Consider the following 20200-nt stretch of genomic DNA (forward strand, 5'->3'; position numbering starts at 1 on the left):
TATGACATCAGAACCGCTCACAGCCACAAAGTCTACGGTGGCCATCCTATTAATTGTCGACGCCATACTCATTGTCGTTTTTGCGATGATCGGCATATCGTCCCACGAGGGTGCCTTAGAGCCTTTGAGTATTGCCCGCGTAGCTATCCCATTTCTCATCCCGTACCTGCTACTGGCGGGTTGCATTAAACCTACACAGTTCATCCACAATATCTTTCCGATGGGTGTCATTCTGTGGCTTAGTACGGTGATCTTGGGTCCCATCTTGCGTGCGGTACTATTCGGCGATACTTCCGCATTACCATTCATTTTGGTAACCGCCGGTGTTCTAGCTGTACTTTTGATAGGTCGTCGCATCATTTCGACACTCGTCAGTCGTCGAAAACAAACCGCCTAAACTACTAATACAAAACCACAAGGAGGACCATGGTTACCGCTTTCGTCATGATCAAAACAGACACCAACCGGATTCCCGAGATCGCTCAAGAACTAGCGGATAAAGAAGGCATCACCCAGGTGTACTCGGTTACCGGAGCTTGGGATCTGATCGCAATGGTCCGTGTACGCGAATTCGAAGAACTCGAAGATGTGATCTCGGACCGACTGTCGAAAATCTCCGGTGTCCAAGCCACCGAAACTCATCTAGCGTTCCGGGCATACTCACGTAGTGACCTTGAAGAAGGCTTCGCGTTGGGCTTCGAATAGTATTACGAAAACCAGGGTCATGTGGCCGATCTTGCGATTGGCTTCATGTCACTGGTCTAGCAGCTTGTATTTGAAAAAACCTGACCTACACCTCGTCAGGCCGTGACACCTTGACCCAATCGTCGAGCACACGCTGCGCGGCGCCTGAGTCGATTGATTCGGCGGCGCGCGTCATATTCTTCCGCATACGATCGAATAAATGTCCGCTTGCATCTTTGTCATAAGCGGTCAGACCTGCAGCAGAGTTAAGCAATACTGCATCACGAACCGGGCCGTGTTTTCCAGCGAGCATCTCCCGCACAACGCCGGCATTATACGCACCATCCTTCCCGGCCAATGCTTCAACTGTGGCCAATTCGATCCCGAAATCTTGCGGATGCAGTTCGAACTCTTCCACCTTGCCGTCACGAACTTCGAACATCGCGGTTGGACCTGAAGTGGTGATTTTATCCCGGCCATCGGACCCGCGGAAAACCAGGCCACGCACTCCCCTATCCGCCAACACTCCTGCAAGTAGCGGTGCCATCACTGCCGACGCACAGCCGAGAGCTTGGGCTTCAACCCTGGCGGGGTTGGAAAGTGGTCCTAGGTAGTTGAATACTGTGGGCACCCCCAGCTGCTTCCGCGCCGGGGCGACGTAGCGCATCGACGGGTGATATTCCTGTGCGAACAGGAAGGTGATGCCCGCTTCTTCAAGAGATTGTCTGGCACGTGATTGCGTTAGATTCAGGTCCACCGCAAGAGCCTCTATGACATCTGCAGCGCCCGCAGTAGAAGACGAGCCTCGATTGCCATGCTTGACAATCCTTGCACCCGCCCCGACCGCTACCAGCGATGACATCGTCGACAGGTTCACAGTTCCGAGGCGGTCTCCCCCGGTTCCGACGATGTCCAAAACGTCAGACGGAAGGTCGACTGCAACCGCTTCATCGAGCATCGCGTCAGCTAAACCAAGTAATTCCTCAACCGTCTCACCCTTAGTAGACAGTGCCATCAGGAAGCCCCCGATTTGTGCGTCCGTGGCGATCCCGGACATCATCTCTTGCATCGCCCATGCAGCCTGTTCCTGCGTCAAATGCTGGTGATTCGATACTGCAGACAATACTGTGGGCCAGTTCATTAATGCTTCCTCACAACGAGACGATGGGGCTTACCCGAATCATCCTATTACTCAAATCGAAATGATCAGTGTTCTTGACTTTCTGAAGCCTGAATTAAAGCCAAAAACAGGCGCCATAAATTGGCGATTTCGCTTAACAATTCATCAATTTCCACGCGCTGTAGAACTGAACCTAATCTGAGGCTACAGCGAATGAAATCTCCGTATTACCTGGGAATTATGCGGGCGCCGGACAAAGAAGGTTAGCCCTCTCACAACAAAAAGACACGCAGTCGGCAAGTCTCATTGTGAATCTTGAATAATTTCGGGCCATAATGAAAGGGTGACAACATCAACTCAGACTCTCTCGCATAATCCCACCGGCTTTCCTAGTCGGCCAAACCTGGCTGCCGTTGGCACCATGGTCTGGCTAGCCTCCGAAGTTATGTTTTTCGGTGGCCTATTCGCTATGTACTTCACGCTGCGGTCGACATCCCCCACCCTCTGGGAGGAAAATACCGCGTTGTTGGATCCAGTCTTAGCAACCATAAACACCGTCATCCTGGTGATTAGTTCATTCACCGCCCAGTGGGGTGTTAAGGCAGCTATCCAACTACGTCCACGCCGCACCAGCAATAAGCTCAAAGACTGGGGTGTTGTGGAATGGTTCATCGTTTCCTTCATCCTCGGTGCGATCTTCTTGTCCGTGCAGTCGTATGAGTACGCGGTCCTTGTTTCACACGGGGTAACTGTCGCATCACATGCTTACGGTTCCGCCTTCTACATCACCACCGGCTTCCACGCACTACACGTGCTTGGTGGTCTGATCGCGTTCTTGTTCGTAATTGGTCGCGCATACTTAGCTAAGCGCTTTGGAAACCATGAATCCACGATTGCCATTGTTGTTTCGTACTACTGGCACTTCGTAGACGTAGTATGGGTCGCCCTCTGGTTCATCATCTACGTCATTCAGTGACCTGTTCGGTCCGCCGGCTCGACATCAATCGCACCCGAGGTAACCGGAACGGACTTGTCACACCTCATCCGGTTATACAAAACGTTAGGAATCCATAAAAGTGAAGGCACTCTCACAGAACCGCCGCCACCCCATGGTCGGAGTGGCCCTGCTGTTGCTGGGTCTGCTGCTGACCGGAGGTCTCTACTCTCTGGCCTCCAACATCAACTCGGCATCGGCTTACTCACAAGCTGAATACACCAGCGCGGACAATATTGCCGACGGTGAAGCACTGTTCAATGCGAACTGCGCGTCCTGTCACGGCGTTGGCGCAACTGGTGGACCTGCAGGTCCGTCGCTCATTGGCGTAGGCGCCGCTTCTGTCGACTTCCAGGTCGGCACCGGCCGTATGCCACTGCAGATGAGCGGTCCACAGGGGGCACAGAAGCCAGTTCAGTTCAACGAAGAACAGACCATGCAGATGGCTGCATACGTTCACTCGCTGGGCACAGGTCCAACCATTCCTGAAGAGGAATACCTGGACACAGACCATGCTGATGTCGACCTCGCCCGTGGTGGCGACCTCTTCCGTGTCAACTGCGCTATGTGTCACGCTGCATCAGCTGGTGGCGGTGCTCTGACCCGTGGTAAATATGCACCATCACTGGACGGCGTTTCGGAGCAGCACATCTATGAAGCTATGGTCACCGGCCCACAGAACATGCCAGTATTCTCTGACACCAACCTCACTCCTGAGGACAAACGCGATGTCATTGCATACCTGAAAGAGTTCGAATCCCAGGGCCACCCAGGCGGTGCCTCCCTCGGGTCACTCGGACCAGTAGCTGAAGGCCTGTTCATTTGGACTGCCGGACTTGCACTGATCATCGGCTTCATGGTGTGGATAACCTCACGCTCAAATTAGAATTTATCGAAATATCGACGATTAAATACATCACCAACATCACTCAAGTAAAGGAATCAGATCTATGGGCGAGCAACGCCACGGAGATCCCGGCACACCGGGCACCGTAGAGCGCGCTAGTGATGATTCGGGTAAATACGCTATTGAAAACCCCGGATTGCCACCTCACCGGCCACGTACTACGGATGAAGATCCTCGCGTCGCCAAACGCGCAGAACGCCAGGTTTCTTTCATGTTCATCCTGTCCATCGTCGGTACCCTCATTTTCTTCGTGGGGTACTTCGGCGTAGGACAGCTTCCTCTTGACGAAACCAATATGGACCTCATCCGACTGCAGAACTGGCTGCTCGGTCTGGGTACCGCATTTGCCATGCTCGGCATTGGTATAGGTATCGTCCAGTGGGGTCGCGCTCTGATGCCCGACCATGAATGGGTTGAAGAACGCGGAGAAATCGTTACTGAAGAAGACCGCGCTGATGCTGCCAACATGCTCAATGACATCATTGATGAATCACAGATCAAGCGTCGTCCATTGTTGCGCAACACTCTCATCGGTGCACTTGCTATTGCACCACTGCCAGCAATCGCGATCCTTCGCGACTTGGACAACACCGGTAACCAGTCCGATGATCCTGCACAGAACTTTGGTGTAGAGCGCATGCGCCACACCATGTGGGAGACAGGAACGCGTTTGGTTCGCGACGTGACTGGTACACCAATCAAGGCTTCTGACGTAACTATCGGATCAGCCCTGCACGTCGTACCCGACGGTCTCCTGGATCTTGAACACGATAAGCTCAACCAAAAAGCTAAAGCAGTTGTACTTCTGATGCGTCTGAACCCAGACGAAATGCAGATCAGTGCAGGACGCGAAGATTGGCACGTCGACGGTATCGTCGCCTACTCCAAGATTTGCACCCACGTTGGTTGCCCAATTGCACTCTATGAGCAACACACACACCACCTGCTGTGCCCATGCCACCAGTCAACCTACGACCTGACCCAGGAATGCAAGGTTGTCTTCGGCCCGGCATCGCACCCACTGCCACAGCTTCCAATCACTGTTGACAACGATGGTTACCTAGTCGCACAGAGTGACTTCCTGGAGCCTGTCGGCCCTGCCTACTGGGAACGTGACCCACGACCAGCTGAGGAGCGTGGTGCATAATGTCCGTCATGCGTGACTATAAAGCATCGACTAACACCGGAAAGATCGCGAATTTTATTGACACTCGTGTCGGTGCCTCGCATATCGTCAAGGAGTTTGGACGTAAACTCTTTCCGGATCACTGGACCTTTATGCTCGGTGAAGTGGCAATGTATTCGTTTGCCATCGTCGTTCTCTCGGGCACCTTCCTGACATTCTTCTTCGATCCATCCATGGCACACGTGGTGTACGAAGGAGCTTACAAACCGCTTTACGGCGTCGAAATGTCCGCAGCCTATGCCTCGACCTTGGACATCTCATTTGAGGTCCGCGGTGGTCTGTTTATGCGACAGGTTCACCACTGGGGTGCGCTCATCTTCGTAGCCTCCCTATCGGTACACATGCTCCGCGTATTCTTCACCGGTGCATTCCGCCGTCCACGTGAACTGAACTGGGTTATCGGCGTGGTCCTGTGGATCTTGGCTATCGGCGCCGGATTCACCGGATACTCCCTGCCTGATGATGTGTTGTCCGGTAACGGTCTTCGCATTATCGACGGCATGATGCTGGCGATTCCAGTTGTGGGGACCTACCTCTCGTTCTTCTTCTTCGGTGGAGAATTCCCAGGGGATCAGATCATTCCACGACTGTACTCACTACACATCATGGTCGTACCTGCCCTCATCATCCTGATGATTGCCCTTCACCTGTTCCTGGTCGTTGTACACAAGCACACGCAGTACCCAGGTCCAGGCCGTCGTCAAGATAACGTTGTCGGTTACCCAATCGGTCCAGTCTTTGCTACTAAGGCCGGTGGCTTCTTCTTCATCGTCTTTGGTATCACTGCGCTGATCTCTGGATTCTTCCAAATCAACGCAGTCTGGAACTACGGACCATACGACCCTTCACCGGTCTCCGCGGGTACTCAGCCAGACTGGTACGTAGGTTTCGGTGACGGTATTCTCCGACTGATGCCTGGCATGTTGGGTGACTTCTCCTTCTTGTGGCACATTCCGATGCCGTGGGGCTGGAATGCGCTCCCGATGGGCGTCCTAGTCCCCATGATTCCAATGGGTATTCTGGTCGCTGGTATGTTTGCCTGGCCATGGATCGAACGCGGCATTACTGGTGACAATCGTGAGCACCACATCTTGGATCGTCCACGAAACGCACCAGGACGCACTGCTGTCGGTGTTGCAACTATTATCTTCTACTGTGTCATGTGGGCTGCTGCGTCCTCCGACCTGATGGCAACGCACTTCTTGCTGTCACTGAACGACGTTGCGTACATCCTGCGCTTCTTGTTGATCTTCGGGCCAATTATCGGCTTCATCGTCACCAAGCGCATCTGCCTGGCACTGCAGCGTAAGGATCGCGAGATCGCCCTGCATGGCCGTGAGACCGGTGTCATTGAGTTCACTCCTGAAGGTGCAATCCTCGAGCGCCATGAGCTCGTTGACGACTATCGTCTCTATGAACTCGTCGCCTACGAAGCTCCAGAACCGACTCCTGCCCAACCAAATAAGAAGGGCAAGATCACCCTGCTGGAGAAACTCCGGGCACGGTGGTCGCGCCACTTCTTCGAAGATCGGGTTGAACCAGTCACGGCTCAAGAACTCGCAGAAGCTCACGCAGACTTCGACCGAGATCGTCGTAAACTGCACAGCTCTGTCGAGACTGCAGTCCGCGAGCTTGAAGGTAAACGTGATCGTTCCTAACCGCTAGTGAATCGACGATAGAACCGTCCGGTTGAAGAATCTCTTCAGCCGGACGGTTTCGTTTAATCACCCAACTCGTCCTGTGTCTTTCTGTGACGGTGCTGACTTCCCAAATTCGTCCCACTGTAAGTTACAAACACACTAAGACAACGTCTGCCGGATCGGCCCGTTCCAGCTGGGCGTCAGTGAGATCATGGCAGCATTCAGATGAGTCTTCTTGAAACCAGAAGCATAGCCAGCAACTACAAAATTGTAGTGAAGCCTAATCGGTGAATCAGCGTGGTCACCAGCGCGAATAACAAACACGATAGCCGGTCTCGGTGCACCGTTTTAGGTTCGGAGGGTGTCTGAATAGTGCCGGCTACGCTCGAGGGCCAGTCTCGTATTTCCCTGATTGGCACCTGGATCCCATGTCATGGAATAGTCGTCCCAAGCCGGTCCGCAGGAAGTGAGTTTGAAAAGTTCAATTCTCTCAGGTGGCGCCGACCGTGGAGATTCCGTTCATTCAGGATCTTTCCAGAGCTGCTCCCCCACGTGGTCAACTGTGGTTTCTGTTCTTTAGTCGCTGATTTTTGGATCTTGCCTTCTAAAGCTTCTCGTCGGGAGTGTTGGTCCCCTGCACCGGCTTCTCAAGTTCCATGGCGATTCGCGGTGGAATCAGAGCGGGGAGACTCGCAAGCACACTCTTCGCCCCGTTATATCGCTGGCTCTAAACGACGCCTCGACAGAAGTATGTCTGGTGTTGAAAGCCCGCTAGCAGCCAACACTTGCAACAAGGTCACAGTGTCTAGTCCCCTGTTTCTGATCGTCGTGGCAGTCTCCGCGTGGTCGTCAGTATCTGGAGGGAGCACTATTGGATCCTCCCCTACACCAGTGTCGCTGCCCCTCCGCGGCGCGTGACTGGGAACAACAGGCAAGAAGTGAAAGCAAGCGCCCCATTCGTTCAAGGTGGCCGGCATAGTTACGGTGGAAGACTGGGCACATCTCCAAGCCTATATCGAGCCGAGTCCTGTGCTAGTAAAAGGTTTTTTCCGCGATGCAACATGAGTTCACGATACCGAGTGTAGGGTACCACCATCTGGTGGTGATAGTGGCCAATCCAAATCCAACACCACAGTTACTTAGACAAAGAACGTGGACACCCGCCCTACGACGTGCGAATTTTGACGAACTGGGCAACATGGTGTCGGCGCCGATCTTCCGAACCTGCTCTCCTACCTGGAGCCGCATATAACAGCAGGGAAGGTTTTTGATGAGCGGCCCTCACCGTTCGTCGCCGGGACGAACTCTTCATCGACACGCTCATCGGTGGTCGTTCTGGTTGACCGACTTGTTTATTACCCGGCAGGTCTCTCCCGGGACGACAACTTCAACGCATCGGCACCACACGATAACTCAGCAACACAACCTCTACCAACCAACAGTGATCTCTTCACGAGGGGGCAGTTTTCAGCCGTCGTCGATAGAAGCTGGAAAAGCCTCGGCCTGCTTGAGGTACTACTCACGCTGCGTGTGATCAACTAGAAAAAGGCCAAGTGAGCAGAGCAAACCAGCCAGTTCGGCTACTGCTTCGCAGGAACATCTGCCTCTCACAATTGAATCGTTCGCAGAAATTCTAGCTGCTGCCTCAGTGGTGTATGAGAAAGCGTTAGTCGATCGAAGTGCCCGTGTTCCGAAAACAAAAGGTGATGCGCTGCTATGACGGAGGGCCAACGTTATGGCTGCTGTTGACCTTCGAACCGTGGGGTGGAGACTTCCAGCGTGCTCGTGCCAGATATCTTCCGAGATATCATCCTTTGTAAGAATCCTGGAACCCAACCACTGTCTCAACCCCCTTGATCGGCGAGCAACGGCGGCAAGCTGTTATCGCGGCAACAGCCGAGGAAACGGTGATTTCAAATCGAGTAGTTTGTGTTTAAATGTTCCGGGCCATGACTGCACTCATACGTTCACAACCACGCCAGTGTTTTAGTTGCCGTTGCGACCCAACGTCTGGAAGATGTGCCGAACGAAGAATATAGGCCCGAGAATATGCTCGGCAAGCGTACCGACTAACGGCCAAGCTCGGGCTAGCTCGTTTTCAACGTACGCAGCGGACCTGACATTAAAATAGTTGAGGGCCTCAGTCCTAAGACTAAGGCCCTCAACTTGGAGGAATAGGCGCTACATGTTAGTGCTTATGCTGTCCTCGGGAGAATTCGAATACCCAACCCGTTACGAAGAACAGACCGGCGCCGATACCGATGATGAAAATCCACCAGTCGATGGCCACACCGAGCACAACGATCGCGGCTGCAGAGCCGAGGCCAAGTGGCCACCAGCTCCAAGGGGCGAAACGACCGTAGGTTCCGGCGTATTCTGCAATTTCGCCGTCATCCATGTCGTCGACGCCCGTCTTATACTCTTTCTCTACTAAGCGCAGATAGTATGCAATCATGAACTGCATAGCTGCAAGAGCGAAGAGGGCGGTAATGCCGATCCACTCAGTTGCGCGGGTCCAGATCGTATATACGGTGGCTACTACTAGGAAAAAACTTCCCAGAATCGCAAACAGCTGCTGATTAATCTTCACGTTATGCACCTGCCTTAGTGGTCATGTGTTCACGACGCTCTAACGGGATCAGTTCCGGGTGGTGCAGGTCGAGTGCAGGGCGCTCAGAACGGATACGTGGCAGTGCGTGGAAGTTGTGACGTGGTGGTGGGCACGAGGTTGCCCATTCGAGCGATCCGCCGAAGCCCCATGGGTCGTCGACAGTGATCTTCTTGCCGTAGCGAGCGGTGTAGTAAACATTCCACAGGAATGGAATGATCGACGCGCCCAACAGCATCGACGAAACTGTCGAGAACTGGTTCATCAGGGTGAAGCCGTCTTCGACCATGTAGTCGGCGTAACGACGTGGCATACCCATGACACCCAGCCAGTGCTGGACCAGGAAGGTGCCGTGGAAACCGAGGAACAGCATCCAGAACTGGATCTTGCCCCAGGTTTCGTTGAGCATTTTACCGGTGAACTTAGGCCACCAGAAGTAGAAGCCGGCGAACATCGCGAAGACTACGGTACCGAAGACGACGTAGTGGAAGTGTGCAACGACGAAATAGGTATCGGAGACCTGGAAGTCCAGCGGTGGCGAGGCCAGAATGATACCGGTCAGACCACCGAACAGGAAGGTCACCATGAAACCAAGTGACCACAGCATTGGGGTTTCGAAAGTGATCGAACCGCGCCACATGGTTCCAATCCAGTTGACGAACTTCACGCCGGTAGGCACGGCGATGAGCATAGTCATCAGGGAGAAGAATGGCAGCAGAACCGAACCGGTGACGTACATGTGGTGAGCCCACACGGTCATGGACAGTGCTGCAATGGCTGCGGTCGCGAAGACCAGCGACTTGTAACCAAAGATCGGTTTCCGGGAGAAGACCGGAATGACCTCTGACACGATACCGAAGAACGGTAGCGCAATAATGTACACCTCAGGGTGCCCGAAGAACCAGAACAGGTGCTGCCACAAGATGGCACCACCGTTTTCCGGATCGAAGATGTGACCGCCGAAACGACGGTCGAGGCCCAGACCAAACAGTGCGGAGGCAAGCGGTGGGAAGGCCATCAGGATCAAGATACCGGTGATCAGGGTGTTCCAGGTGAAGATCGGCATACGCCACATGGTCATACCTGGGGCACGCATCGAGATGATGGTGGTAATGAGGTTGACACCACCAAGGATCGTACCGAAGCCCTGTAGACCAAGTCCGAAGACCCAGATGTCCCCACCAATACCTGGTGAGTATGTCGCGTTGGACAACGGTGCGTATCCGAACCAACCGAATGATGCTGCACCCTGTGGGGTGAGGAAGCCTGCGGTAGCGATGAGCGATCCGAACAGGAAGAACCAGTACGCCAAAGCGTTCAAACGCGGGAACGCGACATCTGGCGCACCAATCTGGAGCGGCATGATCACGTTGGCGAAACCAATAAAGAGTGGTGTCGCGAACATGAGCAACATCAGGGTGCCGTGCATGGTAAACAACTGGTTGAACTGTTCTTTGGTCTGCAGAACCTGCATTCCTGGTTCGAACAGTTCAGCACGGATGAGCAACGCCATGACGCCGGCGAGGCCGAAGAAAATGAAAGACGTAATCAGGTACAAGTACCCGATGGTCTTGTGGTCGGTCGTGGTAAGCCAATTGACGATAATGCGGCCCTTAGAGACCGGCACTACCTGAGGCCGCACACGCGTCCGAGTGTCGTCTTGTGTGTATTCGTAAGTAGTCATTTACTTTACTCCTCGATCCGCAGTGGATCGCCCAGAGGTACCTCTTGGTCGCGTTGACCATCGGGGTTCTCGTTCGGGTTACGGTTCAGCTCAGCACCCGATAGTCCTTCTGGCAGCTGGCGGATCTCGTTCAAGAATTCGGCTTCTTCAACGATTTCGACGTTGAACAGCATTTCAGAGTGGAACTCGCCACAGAGCTCAGCACACTTCCCCTGGAAGTGGCCAATCTCGCCCGGGGTGAGGTACATGCGGTTCGTCTGTCCAGGAACCATATCGAGTTTCTGCAGGAATGCAGGAACCCAGAATGAGTGGATGACGTCGCGTGATTTCAGCTGGAATTCTACTGGTACATCAACGGGGAGGTAGAGCGTTGGAAGAGTTTCTTCAACACCTTCCTCACCGGTGAGCTGGCCCTGAACGCCGTATAAGTGGCGTTCTTCTGTCTGGCCATCTGGCGTGGTGTACTCGTAGTCAAAGTCCCAGGCCCACTGTTTGCCGTGCACGGTTACCACCAGTGGTGAGTCTTCTACCGGTGTGTTGATGGTGCGTTCAACGCGGTCAGTGAAGCCCCACAGGGTAAGAACTAAAATAATAGGAACCACGGTGAACATGGTTTCCATGGGAACGTTGTATGCGAGTTGACGTGGGTAACCTTTGTCGCCCTTACGACGACGGTAAGCCACGATAACCCAGAGCATCAAAGCCCAGGTGATGACACCGATCACAAGCGCAGCTACCCAGGACCCAACCCAAAGGTTGGTAAGTATCTCGTTGTGGTTGGTAGTCTCGTTTGATCCGGGATACCAGCCTCGTTTTGCTTGTTCTGAACACGCAGTCAAGAACAGCAAAGCCGTAGCGCCAATGACTCCCCCCTTTAGGAGTCTCTTGCCGCGGCTGCCGGCTCGTTGTAGCAGTCTCACAGACGGCCCTTCCTCTTCTTTGTCCAGTGCGAGTGTTTTGCCTCGTAATCCATAGCTTACTCTCACGTCGCACTGAGAGTTATCCAGGCAAAACAACTTTTGCTGTGTCTAGCTTAGTGCTTTTTCTATCGGAAAGTTGGACCATGACAGCAAAACGGCGAGTCAACGTACTATGTGACGTCAACCCGCCGTTTTGCAGGAAATTGCAGTTGAACGATGTCTAGTGGAACGAGTCACCACAGGCGCAAGAACCTGCTGCCTGCGGGTTGTCGATGGTAAAACCAACCTTGGTAATAGAGTCTTCAAAGTCGATAGAAGCCCCAGCCAGGTAAGGCACTGACATTTTGTCAACGATGACTTCTACGCCGTCGTAATCCCTAACGGCATCGCCGTCGAGCACGCGTTCATCGAAGTACAACTGGTAGATCAGGCCTGAGCAACCACCAGGCTGCACAGCGATACGCAAGCGTAGATCTGGACGGCCCTCTTGTTCCAGTAGATCGCGGACTTTGGCGGCTGCCAAGTCGGTCAATGCGACTTCATGGGTTGACAGCCCATCAGCGGGAGCCGCTTGTGGTAACTGGTCGGCAATATTATCTGTCTGTGACATCGAGTACTCCTCTGGAAATGTGACACCGGCGTTCGACTGGTGCAACGTTAGTGCCTATGGTCTTTATTCCACATGCTCAACTGCCATTCTGGCAAGCAATAGTATCTCCGCTTCAATCGCATGGCGTAATACAGACAAGTCTAGCGACTCGTTGGGGGAATGTGCTCTCGTGTCTGGGTCTTCTATCCCGGTCAGCAAAATGCTCGCTTCTGGGAACGCCTCCACTAGGTCTGCCACGAATGGGATAGAGCCGCCCAATCCTGTCTCGATGGCTTCCACGCCCCACGCATCTGACAGAGCGTGCTTCATCATGGTCGTTGCCTCTGAAGTAGCATCAACAACAAAGGGCCTGCCTTGTTCGCCAGGATGAACCGTAACCGTCGCACCGAACGTGGCAGTGTCCTGAATATGTGCAATCAGGGCATCCATGGCATGCTGTGGGTCCATCCCCGGGCCAAGCCGCAGAGAAAATTTCGTGCTAGCGGTATGCACAATGGAGTTGGAAGACTCCTTGATCGAAGTGGTGTCGATCCCAATGATATTGAGTGCAGGCTTATTCCATAGTCGGTCGGCTAGGCTGCCGCTGCCTGCCAGTTCTAATCCTTCAACGGCTCCGATCTGCTGACGGTATTCCTTTTCGTCGTAGACCACCTCAGCCCAACGGGTCTGGTCCAGTCCTCGAATGGCAAGGTCGCCGTCGGCGGTGTGCAGATTGGCGATAATTCGCGACAAGATTGTGTTGGCGTCAAGCACTGGACCGCCAAAGAGTCCGGAATGTACGGGGTGTTCGGTAACGGTGACCTCAATAACGCCGTCGAGCAGACCGCGAAGCGACGTCGTCAGGGCCGGGGTATCGACGGACCAGTTCGCGGAGTCGGCGACAATAATAGTGTCGGCAGCGAGAAGTTTCCGGTGCTTGCGCAGAAATTGCGCAAAGAACGGAGATCCGACTTCTTCTTCACCTTCGATAAAGACCGTCAAACCAAGACCATGATCTGCACCAAGTAGGTCATGTAAGGCTTGAATCGCAGCATGGTGCACCATAATGCCAGCTTTATCATCTGCGGTGCCGCGACCATATAGTCGACCTGATTTTTCGGTAGCTACCCAGGGATCGGTTTGCCAGGCTTCGAGGTCCCCGACCGGTTGGACGTCGTGATGGGCATATAACAATACGGTTGGTTTATTTGTCCGGGCAGGAGCCCGAGCGATGATCGCAGGACCCGATTGATCGCCGTCATCACTGGTTTCGGTGAGCTGCTGCACGTGTTCGAAGCCAAGGTTGTGGAAAAGTGTTGCGACCGCTTCAGCGGAAGCTTCCAGTGGCGCTCGATCGTAGCCGTCAAACGCAAGTGATTGGTAGGTCACCAACTGACGGAGTTCGGTGACGATGGCAGAAAAGTGCTGGTCGACCCAGCTCTTCACGGCCGTGACGAATTCTTGGCTATGTGGATCGGGACCCTTGGCAGTTGATACAGATGTATTCATGGTCCTTAGCGTAGTCGGGCCGATAGTCCGGTTGGAACACCTAGAATAGAGACGACACATTCGACCACATTGAACAACAGAAGAGAAGAAATGACCGAAGAAGACCGGGGTATTGACAGTTCTCCCACCCATGGCAAGGGGCGCCCAACTCCCAAGCGACGCGACCAAGAGGCCGCAAACCGTCGTCCGCTCATTGCAGACGATCGCAAGGTGGCTCGGCAACAGCATCGACAGGCTGTTGCTGAAGAGCGTGCCAGGATGCGCCGCGCCTTGGACACCGGCGAAGAGAAATATTTGCCACCACGCGATAAAGGACCACAGCGTCGATTTGCTCGCGATTACGTGGATGCTCGCTGGGGTCTGGGTGAGTGGTTGATCATCGGTGTCCTGGTGTTCTTGGGACTAAGTTTTGTCCCGACCCCGACCATGCAGATGGCCTCCACGATCGGCATGTTGGTCTTCGTGTTTTTGGTGATCTTTGAGGGCTTCTGGGTTGGTCACCAGGTGAAGAAGCGTTTGGAAGCGAAGTTCGGTGAAATGGAACCGGGCACTCGCTGGTACGCTGCCATGCGCTCCACCCAGATGCGCCGGATGCGTTTGCCGAAACCGCAGGTCAAACGAGGTCAGTTCCCCAGCTAACGGTTTTCGAGCGCCGCGTTAATGCGGCCTGCCCACAGTGGCCCTTCGTAGAGAAAAGCAGTGTAGCCCTGCACCAGCGATGCTCCTGCTTCCAGGCGATCGATGACATCTTGACCGGTGGTGACCCCGCCTACGGAAATAATGCTGGCATCGGTGACGTGCTTGGCCAGTAAGCCAAGAACTTCAAGTGATCGCGCGGCGAGAGGCGGGCCAGATACTCCCCCAGCACCCAGGGCTTCAACCTCAGCTGAGTTTGTCCTGAGACCCTCGCGCGAGATCGTGGTGTTGGTGGCGATAATGCCGTCCAAGCTCAGCTCTGTCACCATATCTGCAACGGCGATGATGTCATCGTCCACCAGATCGGGGGCGATTTTGACGGCCAGTGGCACGTGGCGACCCGTCGCCGCGTCTGCCGTCTTGGATACGGCCGCTAGGAGCGGTGCCAAGGATTCGATGGCCTGCAGTTGCCGCAGGCCGGGAGTGTTGGGGCTTGAAACATTGACCACAAGGTAGTCGGCATGACGCGCTAGCAACCGGGTTGAAACCAGATAGTCGTCAATGGCGCGTTCAAGTTCGATGATCTTCGATTTGCCGATGTTCACCCCGAGAATGGGGCGGTACTGGCCGAAGCGTCGGGTCAGAGTCTTGCGCGTAGCAGCAAGCCGAGGTGCGATGCGCTGAGCCCCGTGGTTATTGAATCCCATGCGGTTGACCAGGGCCCGGTCTTCAGGTAGCCGAAAGAGTCGGGGCCGCGGATTGCCGGGTTGCTCTTGTCCGGTAATTGTACCGACCTCAATGTGACCGAACCCTAAATCAGCAAGGGCGCTTGTGCCAATGCCAGCTTTGTCGAATCCTGCAGCAAGACCAAAAGGTGATGGGAACGTCAAGCCCATGGCTTGGGTCCGAAGGCTTGCATTCGGGCGTAGGGCGGCGCGGAGAGCTTTCGATGCACCGGTTTTTTCTGCTGCACGGATCGCTGCGAAACCAATTTCGTGTGCACGCTCAGCATCCATCTTGGCGAAGACCGCATTAAACATATGTGGATAAAGCTTCGGAGATTGGCTGGCAAGGCGTGCAGCAAGTAGGTTGGTCATAGCTTGTAGTCAACCATAAGGACGAACGCCTTGTGCAACTGTGCAACCGTCGTGTCATCTTTGGGAGTCGTTCATGCACTACGGATTACTTGAGGATACGCCACCGGGCCAATGGCTACCTGACGTTCTCGAAGGTTTCTCGAGACAGAGCATCCCGCTCGGTGAGGAACCTGATGGTCCAGTCAGCGCAACACTAATTCGCCACGACAACGTGGATGGTCTGCCTGTCCTCTATATTCATGGGTGGTCAGATTATTTCTATAACACTGAGCTGGCTGAGGCCGCAGCACAACACGGCCATCAGCTCTATGCCTTAGACCTGCGGAAATATGGTCGTTCTCTCCGTCCCAAACAACAGCCAGGTTACATCGACGATCTGTCGAATTATGACCAGGAAATCGATGCAGCTCTCGACCTTATCGAACAGGAGCATCCGGGGGTGTTACCCGCACTCATCGCTCACTCGACAGGCGGACTCATTGCGGCACTTTGGGCGCACAGGCATCCCGGTCGTCTTCGGACGCTCGTACTCAATGCGCCTTGGCTCACGCTGCAAGGCAACACCTGGCTCCGCGGATTTGCTAATACGGTAGCTGACCCTTTGTGGCGGAGTAGGCCTGAGCGCAAGCTACTGCTACCGAAAGTAGACTTTTTCTATCGAACGATCTCATCCAATGAGCACGGTGAGTGGGTGCTACATCCTCTCTGGCGGCCCAGATTTGCTTTCGATATTCATGGCGGCTGGCTGTCGGCAATACTCGAGGGCCACTCGCAAGTGCGCCAGGGCCTGGATATCGATGTACCCGTTTTGGTACTCATCTCTGCCCAGACGCATTTTGCGTCAAAGTATTCTTCGAAAATGCAAACGGCCGACAGTGTACTGGACGTCGAAGCGACAGCTAAACGTGCGGTTCATCTTGGCAATACCGTGATGATTCGCAAAATTCCGAACGCGATTCACGACGTCTACGCCTCTGCGCACCCAGTACGTGACCAAGCTTTTGCGGCCACCTTTGACTGGTTAACCTATTTCATCGGGCAGCGGTCGTGGCATCGACCGCTCCCCCATAGCGACGATCGCGTGCCGCGTACATTTCCACAGCGTCCCACAGAGTCTTCCGGTTGACATCGGGCCAGAGCACATCCATAAATACTAATTCAGCATAGGCTGACTGCCACAACAAAAAGTTGGAGAGACGTTGTTCCCCAGAGGTCCGAAGGAACAGGTCAACATCTGGCACCTCTGGAAGCCGGAGGTGCTGCGCGACCGTTTTCTCGCTGATAGCACGGGGCTTAAGCTTCCCTTCGACGGCTTCAGTGGCAATCGATTGTATTGCATCAGTGATTTCTGCTCGACCGCCGTAGTTGACACACATCACTAGCGTTGTACGATCGTTGTCCTGGGTGAGCTCTTCGGCAGCTTGTAGTTCATTGATCACCGACTTCCACAACCGTGGCTTGCGACCATTCCAAAGAACTCTGACGCCCCACGAGTTCAACGTGTCACGTTGGCGACGCAAAACGTCACGCGAAAAGCCCATCAGAAACGCGACTTCTTCTGGCGACCGTTTCCAATTTTCGGTTGAGAAAGCATAGACCGAGACGTATTTGATCCCCATCTCTACCGCACCAGCCATAACATCCAGTAGAGCTTGTTCTCCTGCGCGGTGGCCATCGGTTCGAGGTAATCCCCGTTGATTCGCCCATCGTCCGTTGCCATCCATCACAATGCCGATGTGTTGTGGAAGAAACTTCCGGTCAATTTTGGGCATGACGAAACCATCGGGGTGGGGCGCCGGGTTTTGGTAACGCATTGCTGGCTCCTGTGGTAACTAACCCTGGTCTATCACCGATAGTGACTGCAGAGTCTTTTCTAGATGGTACTGCAAATACTGTGCGACAAAACTGGTGGCCTGCCGTATTTGTGCTGGCTCCGCTTGGGACACGATCGTCCAGTCTCCCGCTAATAAAGCGGCTAGGAGAGCTACGACATCATCCGTTGCGTACGGTGTCTGCGGTGGCGCACAGTCGTCACACACGACGCCACCTAGCGATACCGACAACCAATTATGACGCCCCTGAATACCGCATTTGCTGCATTCACCAAAGGTGGGGGCCCACCCTGCAATAGCTAACGCCCGCAGCAAGTACGAGGCCAACAACATGATGGGTGAAGCAGCGCGACGTGCTAACGCGGCAATCGCGCCATGTAACAGCCGATACTGCTGCGCTGCACCCGCGGTGTCTTCATCTCGTGTGAGCTGTTCGGCCGTCTCGACCATAGCCGAGGCGGCTCCAAAACTGTCGTAGTCGTTGGTGAGCATCATTCCGTATGGGTGAATGGTCTCGGTTTGGACGATAATGTGCATATCCCGTCGGGGCACAATCTGCAGTCGCGTGTGCATAAACGGTTCCAACGTCGAACCAAATTTGGATGTCGTTCGGCGCACGCCTTTGGCAACAGCTCGAATCTGACCGCGATCTGCGGTAAGGATAACGATAATCCGATCAGCTTCTGCCAGCTTATAGGTGCGCAACACAATCCCGTGGGTCCGGTAGCTTTGCGATATATAGGTACCGGATCCACGGGAGCGCTTACGGGGTGTTTTATTCAGCGGTTTGTTCAGCCTTTACATCACGCAGGTACCGATTGACTGCAGAAGTGACAGCCTGCAGCGAGGCAGTTGAGGTGTTATGGTCCAGCCCGATACCCCACAGTACGCGGTCGCCGATGGCAGCTTCAACGTACGCAACAGCCATGGCCTCGCCACCTTCGGTCAGCGCGTGCTCTGTGTAATCCAGCACGCGGACATCAACCTCGGCCTGGTGGAACATTTTAACTAGTGCGGAAATCGGGCCATTGCCGGTAGCCGTCCGGGTCACGATTTCACCGTCACGCTCCATCTTGACTTCCATTGAAAAGTCACCATCCTCAGTGGTGGACGACGTGGAAGACACCAGGTGGTAGTGACCCCAGCGTTCTATTGGATCATCGGTCGGGAGGTACTCGTTGGCGAAGACTTCCCAGAGGGTTTCAGACGATATTTCACCACCGTGGGTGTCGGTGTAATCTTTGATGACCGCGGAGAATTCGACTTGGGCGCGACGGGGCAGCTCCAGGTTGTAATCTGTTTTGAGCATGTAAGCGACCCCACCCTTGCCCGATTGCGAGTTCACGCGGATAACCGCTTCGTAGCTGCGACCGATGTCTTCCGGGTCAATTGGCAGGTACGGGACACCCCAGTCGAGTTCGTCGGTCGTAACGCCAGCTTCTGCGGCCCGGGCGTCCATGTCTTCGAAGCCTTTTTTGATCGCGTCCTGATGCGATCCGGAGAATGCGGTGAACACGAGTTCGCCGGCCCACGGGGAACGCTCGTGCACTTTCATTTGGGTGGCGTATTCGTAGACTTCTTGAATCTTGTCCATATCGGAAAAGTCGATTTCAGGGTCAATGCCCTGAGTGTAGAGGTTCATCCCGAGCGTGACGAGATCAACGTTACCGGTACGTTCTCCGTTGCCGAACAGGCAGCCCTCGATGCGGTCAGCGCCCGCCATGTACCCCAGCTCAGCAGCTGCTACGCCTGAACCACGGTCGTTGTGCGGGTGCAGCGACAGGATGATCGCATCGCGATTTTCAATGTTGCGGTGCATCCATTCGATCTGGTCGGCGTACCGGTTCGGAGTCGACATCTCGACGGTGGCCGGAAGATTGAGAATCATTTGCCGGTCGGTGGAGGCTTCCAGGACTTCGGCAACTTTATTGGAGATCTCAGCAGCGAATTCTAATTCAGTTCCCGTAAAGGACTCTGGTGAGTACTGATAGGTAATCGCAGTATCAGTCAGTTGTTCTTCGTATTTGCGGCACAGCATGGCGCCGCGGGTGGCGATATCGATGATGCCGTTTTTGTCTTCCCGGAAGACCACGCGTCGTTGCAATACGGATGTTGAGTTGTATAGGTGCACGATGGCTCGCGGAGCGCCTTCGAGCGCTTCATAGGTGCGTTCAATGAGGTGTTCCCGGGACTGGGTCAGCACTTGGATGTGCACGTCTTCGGGAATACGATCTTCTACGATCAACTGCCGTACGAAGTCGTAGTCAGTTTGGGATGCGGAAGGGAATCCGACTTCAATTTCTTTGTAACCCATCTCAACCAGCAGTTCGAACATCCGCATCTTGCGTTCCGGGTCCATGGGATTGACCAGCGCTTGGTTACCATCGCGCAGGTCGACCGCGCACCATCGAGGAGCTTTTGTGATGACTTGGTCTGGCCAGGTGCGATCCGGCAGGTTGACGGCAATTTGTTGTTCGAAGGGGACGTATTTATTAAATTTCATCCCGGATGGTTGCTGAAAATTCCGCAAAGTATTCCTCATTCTTTGAAACTGCCTGGTCCTGTGACGAGTTTAGTGGACCGTTGACGACAAACCGGTGTGTGAGCATTCATGTCTGACCGGTGGCAGGTCGTGTATCTCGCTCCGCAACGGGGTCGACCCTACCTGATGGCGTTCAAAGCGTGTGCTTGAAGAACCTAGGCCCCGCTACGGCACGGTAGTAGCAGGCCTAGGAGAGCACCAAGAAGGGCACGGTGACGACCGCGCGATAGGGTGCTCTGAACACAATGCATG

General features: G+C 54.3%; 18 protein-coding genes. 8 read left to right on the forward strand and 10 right to left on the reverse strand.

Annotated features, from left to right (window positions below; all coding sequences use genetic code 11):
* Window position 1 precedes the first annotated feature (1 nt).
* Both FB556_RS06670 and FB556_RS06675 read left to right on the forward strand, forming a co-directional pair.
* Window positions 2–397: a DUF3054 domain-containing protein gene (locus FB556_RS06670; protein ID WP_141866010.1), complete on the forward strand. Its 396-nt coding sequence runs from the start codon at window positions 2–4 to the stop codon at window positions 395–397.
* Window positions 398–426: 29 nt separating this feature from the next.
* On the forward strand, window positions 427–705 hold the full coding sequence (locus tag FB556_RS06675; protein WP_141866012.1) for an Lrp/AsnC family transcriptional regulator: 279 nt from the start codon (window positions 427–429) through the stop codon (window positions 703–705).
* A gap of 85 nt (window positions 706–790) precedes the next feature.
* On the opposite strand, the gene trpD is transcribed toward FB556_RS06675, so the two are convergent.
* Window positions 791–1825 carry an anthranilate phosphoribosyltransferase gene (trpD, locus tag FB556_RS06680; RefSeq protein WP_141866014.1) on the reverse strand — a complete coding sequence of 345 codons (1035 nt, stop codon included), beginning with the start codon at window positions 1823–1825 and terminating at the stop codon, window positions 791–793.
* Between the two features lie 322 nt (window positions 1826–2147).
* Between trpD and ctaE the strand changes: the two genes are divergently transcribed.
* The 4 genes from ctaE to qcrB all read left to right on the forward strand — a co-directional run bounded on the left by ctaE (window position 2148) and on the right by qcrB (window position 6549).
* A complete protein-coding gene (gene ctaE / locus FB556_RS06685) occupies window positions 2148–2780 on the forward strand; it encodes an aa3-type cytochrome oxidase subunit III (protein WP_246057251.1) in 633 nt (210 codons plus the stop codon).
* Between the two features lie 100 nt (window positions 2781–2880).
* Entirely contained in the window at window positions 2881–3684 is an 804-nt protein-coding gene (gene qcrC, locus FB556_RS06690) for a cytochrome bc1 complex diheme cytochrome c subunit (RefSeq protein ID WP_141866016.1), read from the forward strand.
* A gap of 64 nt (window positions 3685–3748) precedes the next feature.
* Window positions 3749–4852 carry a cytochrome bc1 complex Rieske iron-sulfur subunit gene (gene qcrA, locus FB556_RS06695; RefSeq protein WP_141866018.1) on the forward strand — a complete coding sequence of 368 codons (1104 nt, stop codon included), beginning with the start codon at window positions 3749–3751 and terminating at the stop codon, window positions 4850–4852.
* Window positions 4852–6549: a cytochrome bc1 complex cytochrome b subunit gene (qcrB, locus tag FB556_RS06700; protein WP_141866020.1), complete on the forward strand. Its 1698-nt coding sequence runs from the start codon at window positions 4852–4854 to the stop codon at window positions 6547–6549. The genes qcrA and qcrB overlap by 1 nt, the downstream gene beginning before the upstream one ends.
* A gap of 2170 nt (window positions 6550–8719) precedes the next feature.
* On the opposite strand, the gene FB556_RS06705 is transcribed toward qcrB, so the two are convergent.
* From FB556_RS06705 to FB556_RS06725, 5 genes are all read right to left on the reverse strand, one after another.
* Window positions 8720–9121 carry a cytochrome c oxidase subunit 4 gene (locus FB556_RS06705; protein WP_141866022.1) on the reverse strand — a complete coding sequence of 134 codons (402 nt, stop codon included), beginning with the start codon at window positions 9119–9121 and terminating at the stop codon, window positions 8720–8722.
* Between the two features lies 1 nt (window position 9122).
* Complete coding sequence (gene ctaD / locus FB556_RS06710) at window positions 9123–10823, reverse strand: aa3-type cytochrome oxidase subunit I (RefSeq protein ID WP_141866024.1); 1701 nt, start codon at window positions 10821–10823, stop codon at window positions 9123–9125.
* Between the two features lie 5 nt (window positions 10824–10828).
* Complete coding sequence (gene ctaC, locus FB556_RS06715; RefSeq protein WP_379984909.1) at window positions 10829–11743, reverse strand: aa3-type cytochrome oxidase subunit II; 915 nt, start codon at window positions 11741–11743, stop codon at window positions 10829–10831.
* Between the two features lie 220 nt (window positions 11744–11963).
* The gene (locus FB556_RS06720; RefSeq protein ID WP_141866026.1) at window positions 11964–12353 is read right to left on the reverse strand and encodes a HesB/IscA family protein; all 390 of its coding nucleotides are present in this window, start codon (window positions 12351–12353) and stop codon (window positions 11964–11966) included.
* Window positions 12354–12416: 63 nt separating this feature from the next.
* Window positions 12417–13841 carry a dipeptidase gene (locus FB556_RS06725; protein WP_141866028.1) on the reverse strand — a complete coding sequence of 475 codons (1425 nt, stop codon included), beginning with the start codon at window positions 13839–13841 and terminating at the stop codon, window positions 12417–12419.
* 90 nt (window positions 13842–13931) lie between these two features.
* On the opposite strand from FB556_RS06725, the gene FB556_RS06730 reads away from it, so the two are divergent.
* Window positions 13932–14480, forward strand: coding sequence for a DUF3043 domain-containing protein (locus FB556_RS06730; RefSeq protein ID WP_141866029.1), 549 nt, complete (start codon window positions 13932–13934; stop codon window positions 14478–14480).
* Here FB556_RS06730 and FB556_RS06735 read toward each other — a convergent pair.
* Window positions 14477–15574 (reverse strand): quinone-dependent dihydroorotate dehydrogenase, encoded by a 1098-nt coding sequence (locus FB556_RS06735; RefSeq protein WP_141866031.1) that lies wholly within the window; start codon window positions 15572–15574, stop codon window positions 14477–14479. The genes FB556_RS06730 and FB556_RS06735 overlap by 4 nt on opposite strands.
* Window positions 15575–15647: 73 nt before the next feature.
* On the opposite strand from FB556_RS06735, the gene FB556_RS06740 reads away from it, so the two are divergent.
* Complete coding sequence (locus FB556_RS06740) at window positions 15648–16700, forward strand: alpha/beta hydrolase (RefSeq protein ID WP_141866034.1); 1053 nt, start codon at window positions 15648–15650, stop codon at window positions 16698–16700.
* Here FB556_RS06740 and FB556_RS06745 read toward each other — a convergent pair.
* From FB556_RS06745 to leuA, 3 genes are read right to left on the reverse strand one after another with little or no spacing between them, the layout of a single operon-like run.
* Window positions 16606–17388 (reverse strand): isoprenyl transferase, encoded by a 783-nt coding sequence (locus FB556_RS06745; RefSeq protein WP_141866036.1) that lies wholly within the window; start codon window positions 17386–17388, stop codon window positions 16606–16608. The genes FB556_RS06740 and FB556_RS06745 overlap by 95 nt on opposite strands.
* Before the next feature lie 18 nt (window positions 17389–17406).
* Window positions 17407–18201, reverse strand: coding sequence for a DNA repair protein RecO (gene recO / locus FB556_RS06750; protein ID WP_342774659.1), 795 nt, complete (start codon window positions 18199–18201; stop codon window positions 17407–17409).
* Complete coding sequence (gene leuA, locus FB556_RS06755; RefSeq protein WP_141866554.1) at window positions 18182–19909, reverse strand: 2-isopropylmalate synthase; 1728 nt, start codon at window positions 19907–19909, stop codon at window positions 18182–18184. Before leuA ends, recO begins: the two co-directional genes overlap by 20 nt.
* Between the last annotated feature and the right edge of the window lie 291 nt (window positions 19910–20200).

Origin of the sequence: Enteractinococcus coprophilus, from assembly GCF_006716305.1 — a bacterium.
GTDB classification, from domain to species: domain Bacteria; phylum Actinomycetota; class Actinomycetes; order Actinomycetales; family Micrococcaceae; genus Yaniella; species Yaniella coprophila.

Coding starts and splice junctions, on each gene's coding strand:
- qcrA (WP_141866018.1), top strand. CDS start 3,749: ATGGGCGAGCAACGCCACGGAGATCCCGGCACACCGGGCACCGTAGAG.
- qcrB (WP_141866020.1), top strand. CDS start 4,852: ATGTCCGTCATGCGTGACTATAAAGCATCGACTAACACCGGAAAGATC.
- FB556_RS06725 (WP_141866028.1), bottom strand. CDS start 13,841: ATGAATACATCTGTATCAACTGCCAAGGGTCCCGATCCACATAGCCAA.
- trpD (WP_141866014.1), bottom strand. CDS start 1,825: ATGAACTGGCCCACAGTATTGTCTGCAGTATCGAATCACCAGCATTTG.
- FB556_RS06675 (WP_141866012.1), top strand. CDS start 427: ATGGTTACCGCTTTCGTCATGATCAAAACAGACACCAACCGGATTCCC.
- ctaD (WP_141866024.1), bottom strand. CDS start 10,823: ATGACTACTTACGAATACACACAAGACGACACTCGGACGCGTGTGCGG.
- FB556_RS06740 (WP_141866034.1), top strand. CDS start 15,648: ATGCACTACGGATTACTTGAGGATACGCCACCGGGCCAATGGCTACCT.
- FB556_RS06670 (WP_141866010.1), top strand. CDS start 2: ATGACATCAGAACCGCTCACAGCCACAAAGTCTACGGTGGCCATCCTA.
- leuA (WP_141866554.1), bottom strand. CDS start 19,909: ATGAAATTTAATAAATACGTCCCCTTCGAACAACAAATTGCCGTCAAC.
- FB556_RS06720 (WP_141866026.1), bottom strand. CDS start 12,353: ATGTCACAGACAGATAATATTGCCGACCAGTTACCACAAGCGGCTCCC.
- FB556_RS06735 (WP_141866031.1), bottom strand. CDS start 15,574: ATGACCAACCTACTTGCTGCACGCCTTGCCAGCCAATCTCCGAAGCTT.
- FB556_RS06745 (WP_141866036.1), bottom strand. CDS start 17,388: ATGCGTTACCAAAACCCGGCGCCCCACCCCGATGGTTTCGTCATGCCC.
- FB556_RS06730 (WP_141866029.1), top strand. CDS start 13,932: ATGACCGAAGAAGACCGGGGTATTGACAGTTCTCCCACCCATGGCAAG.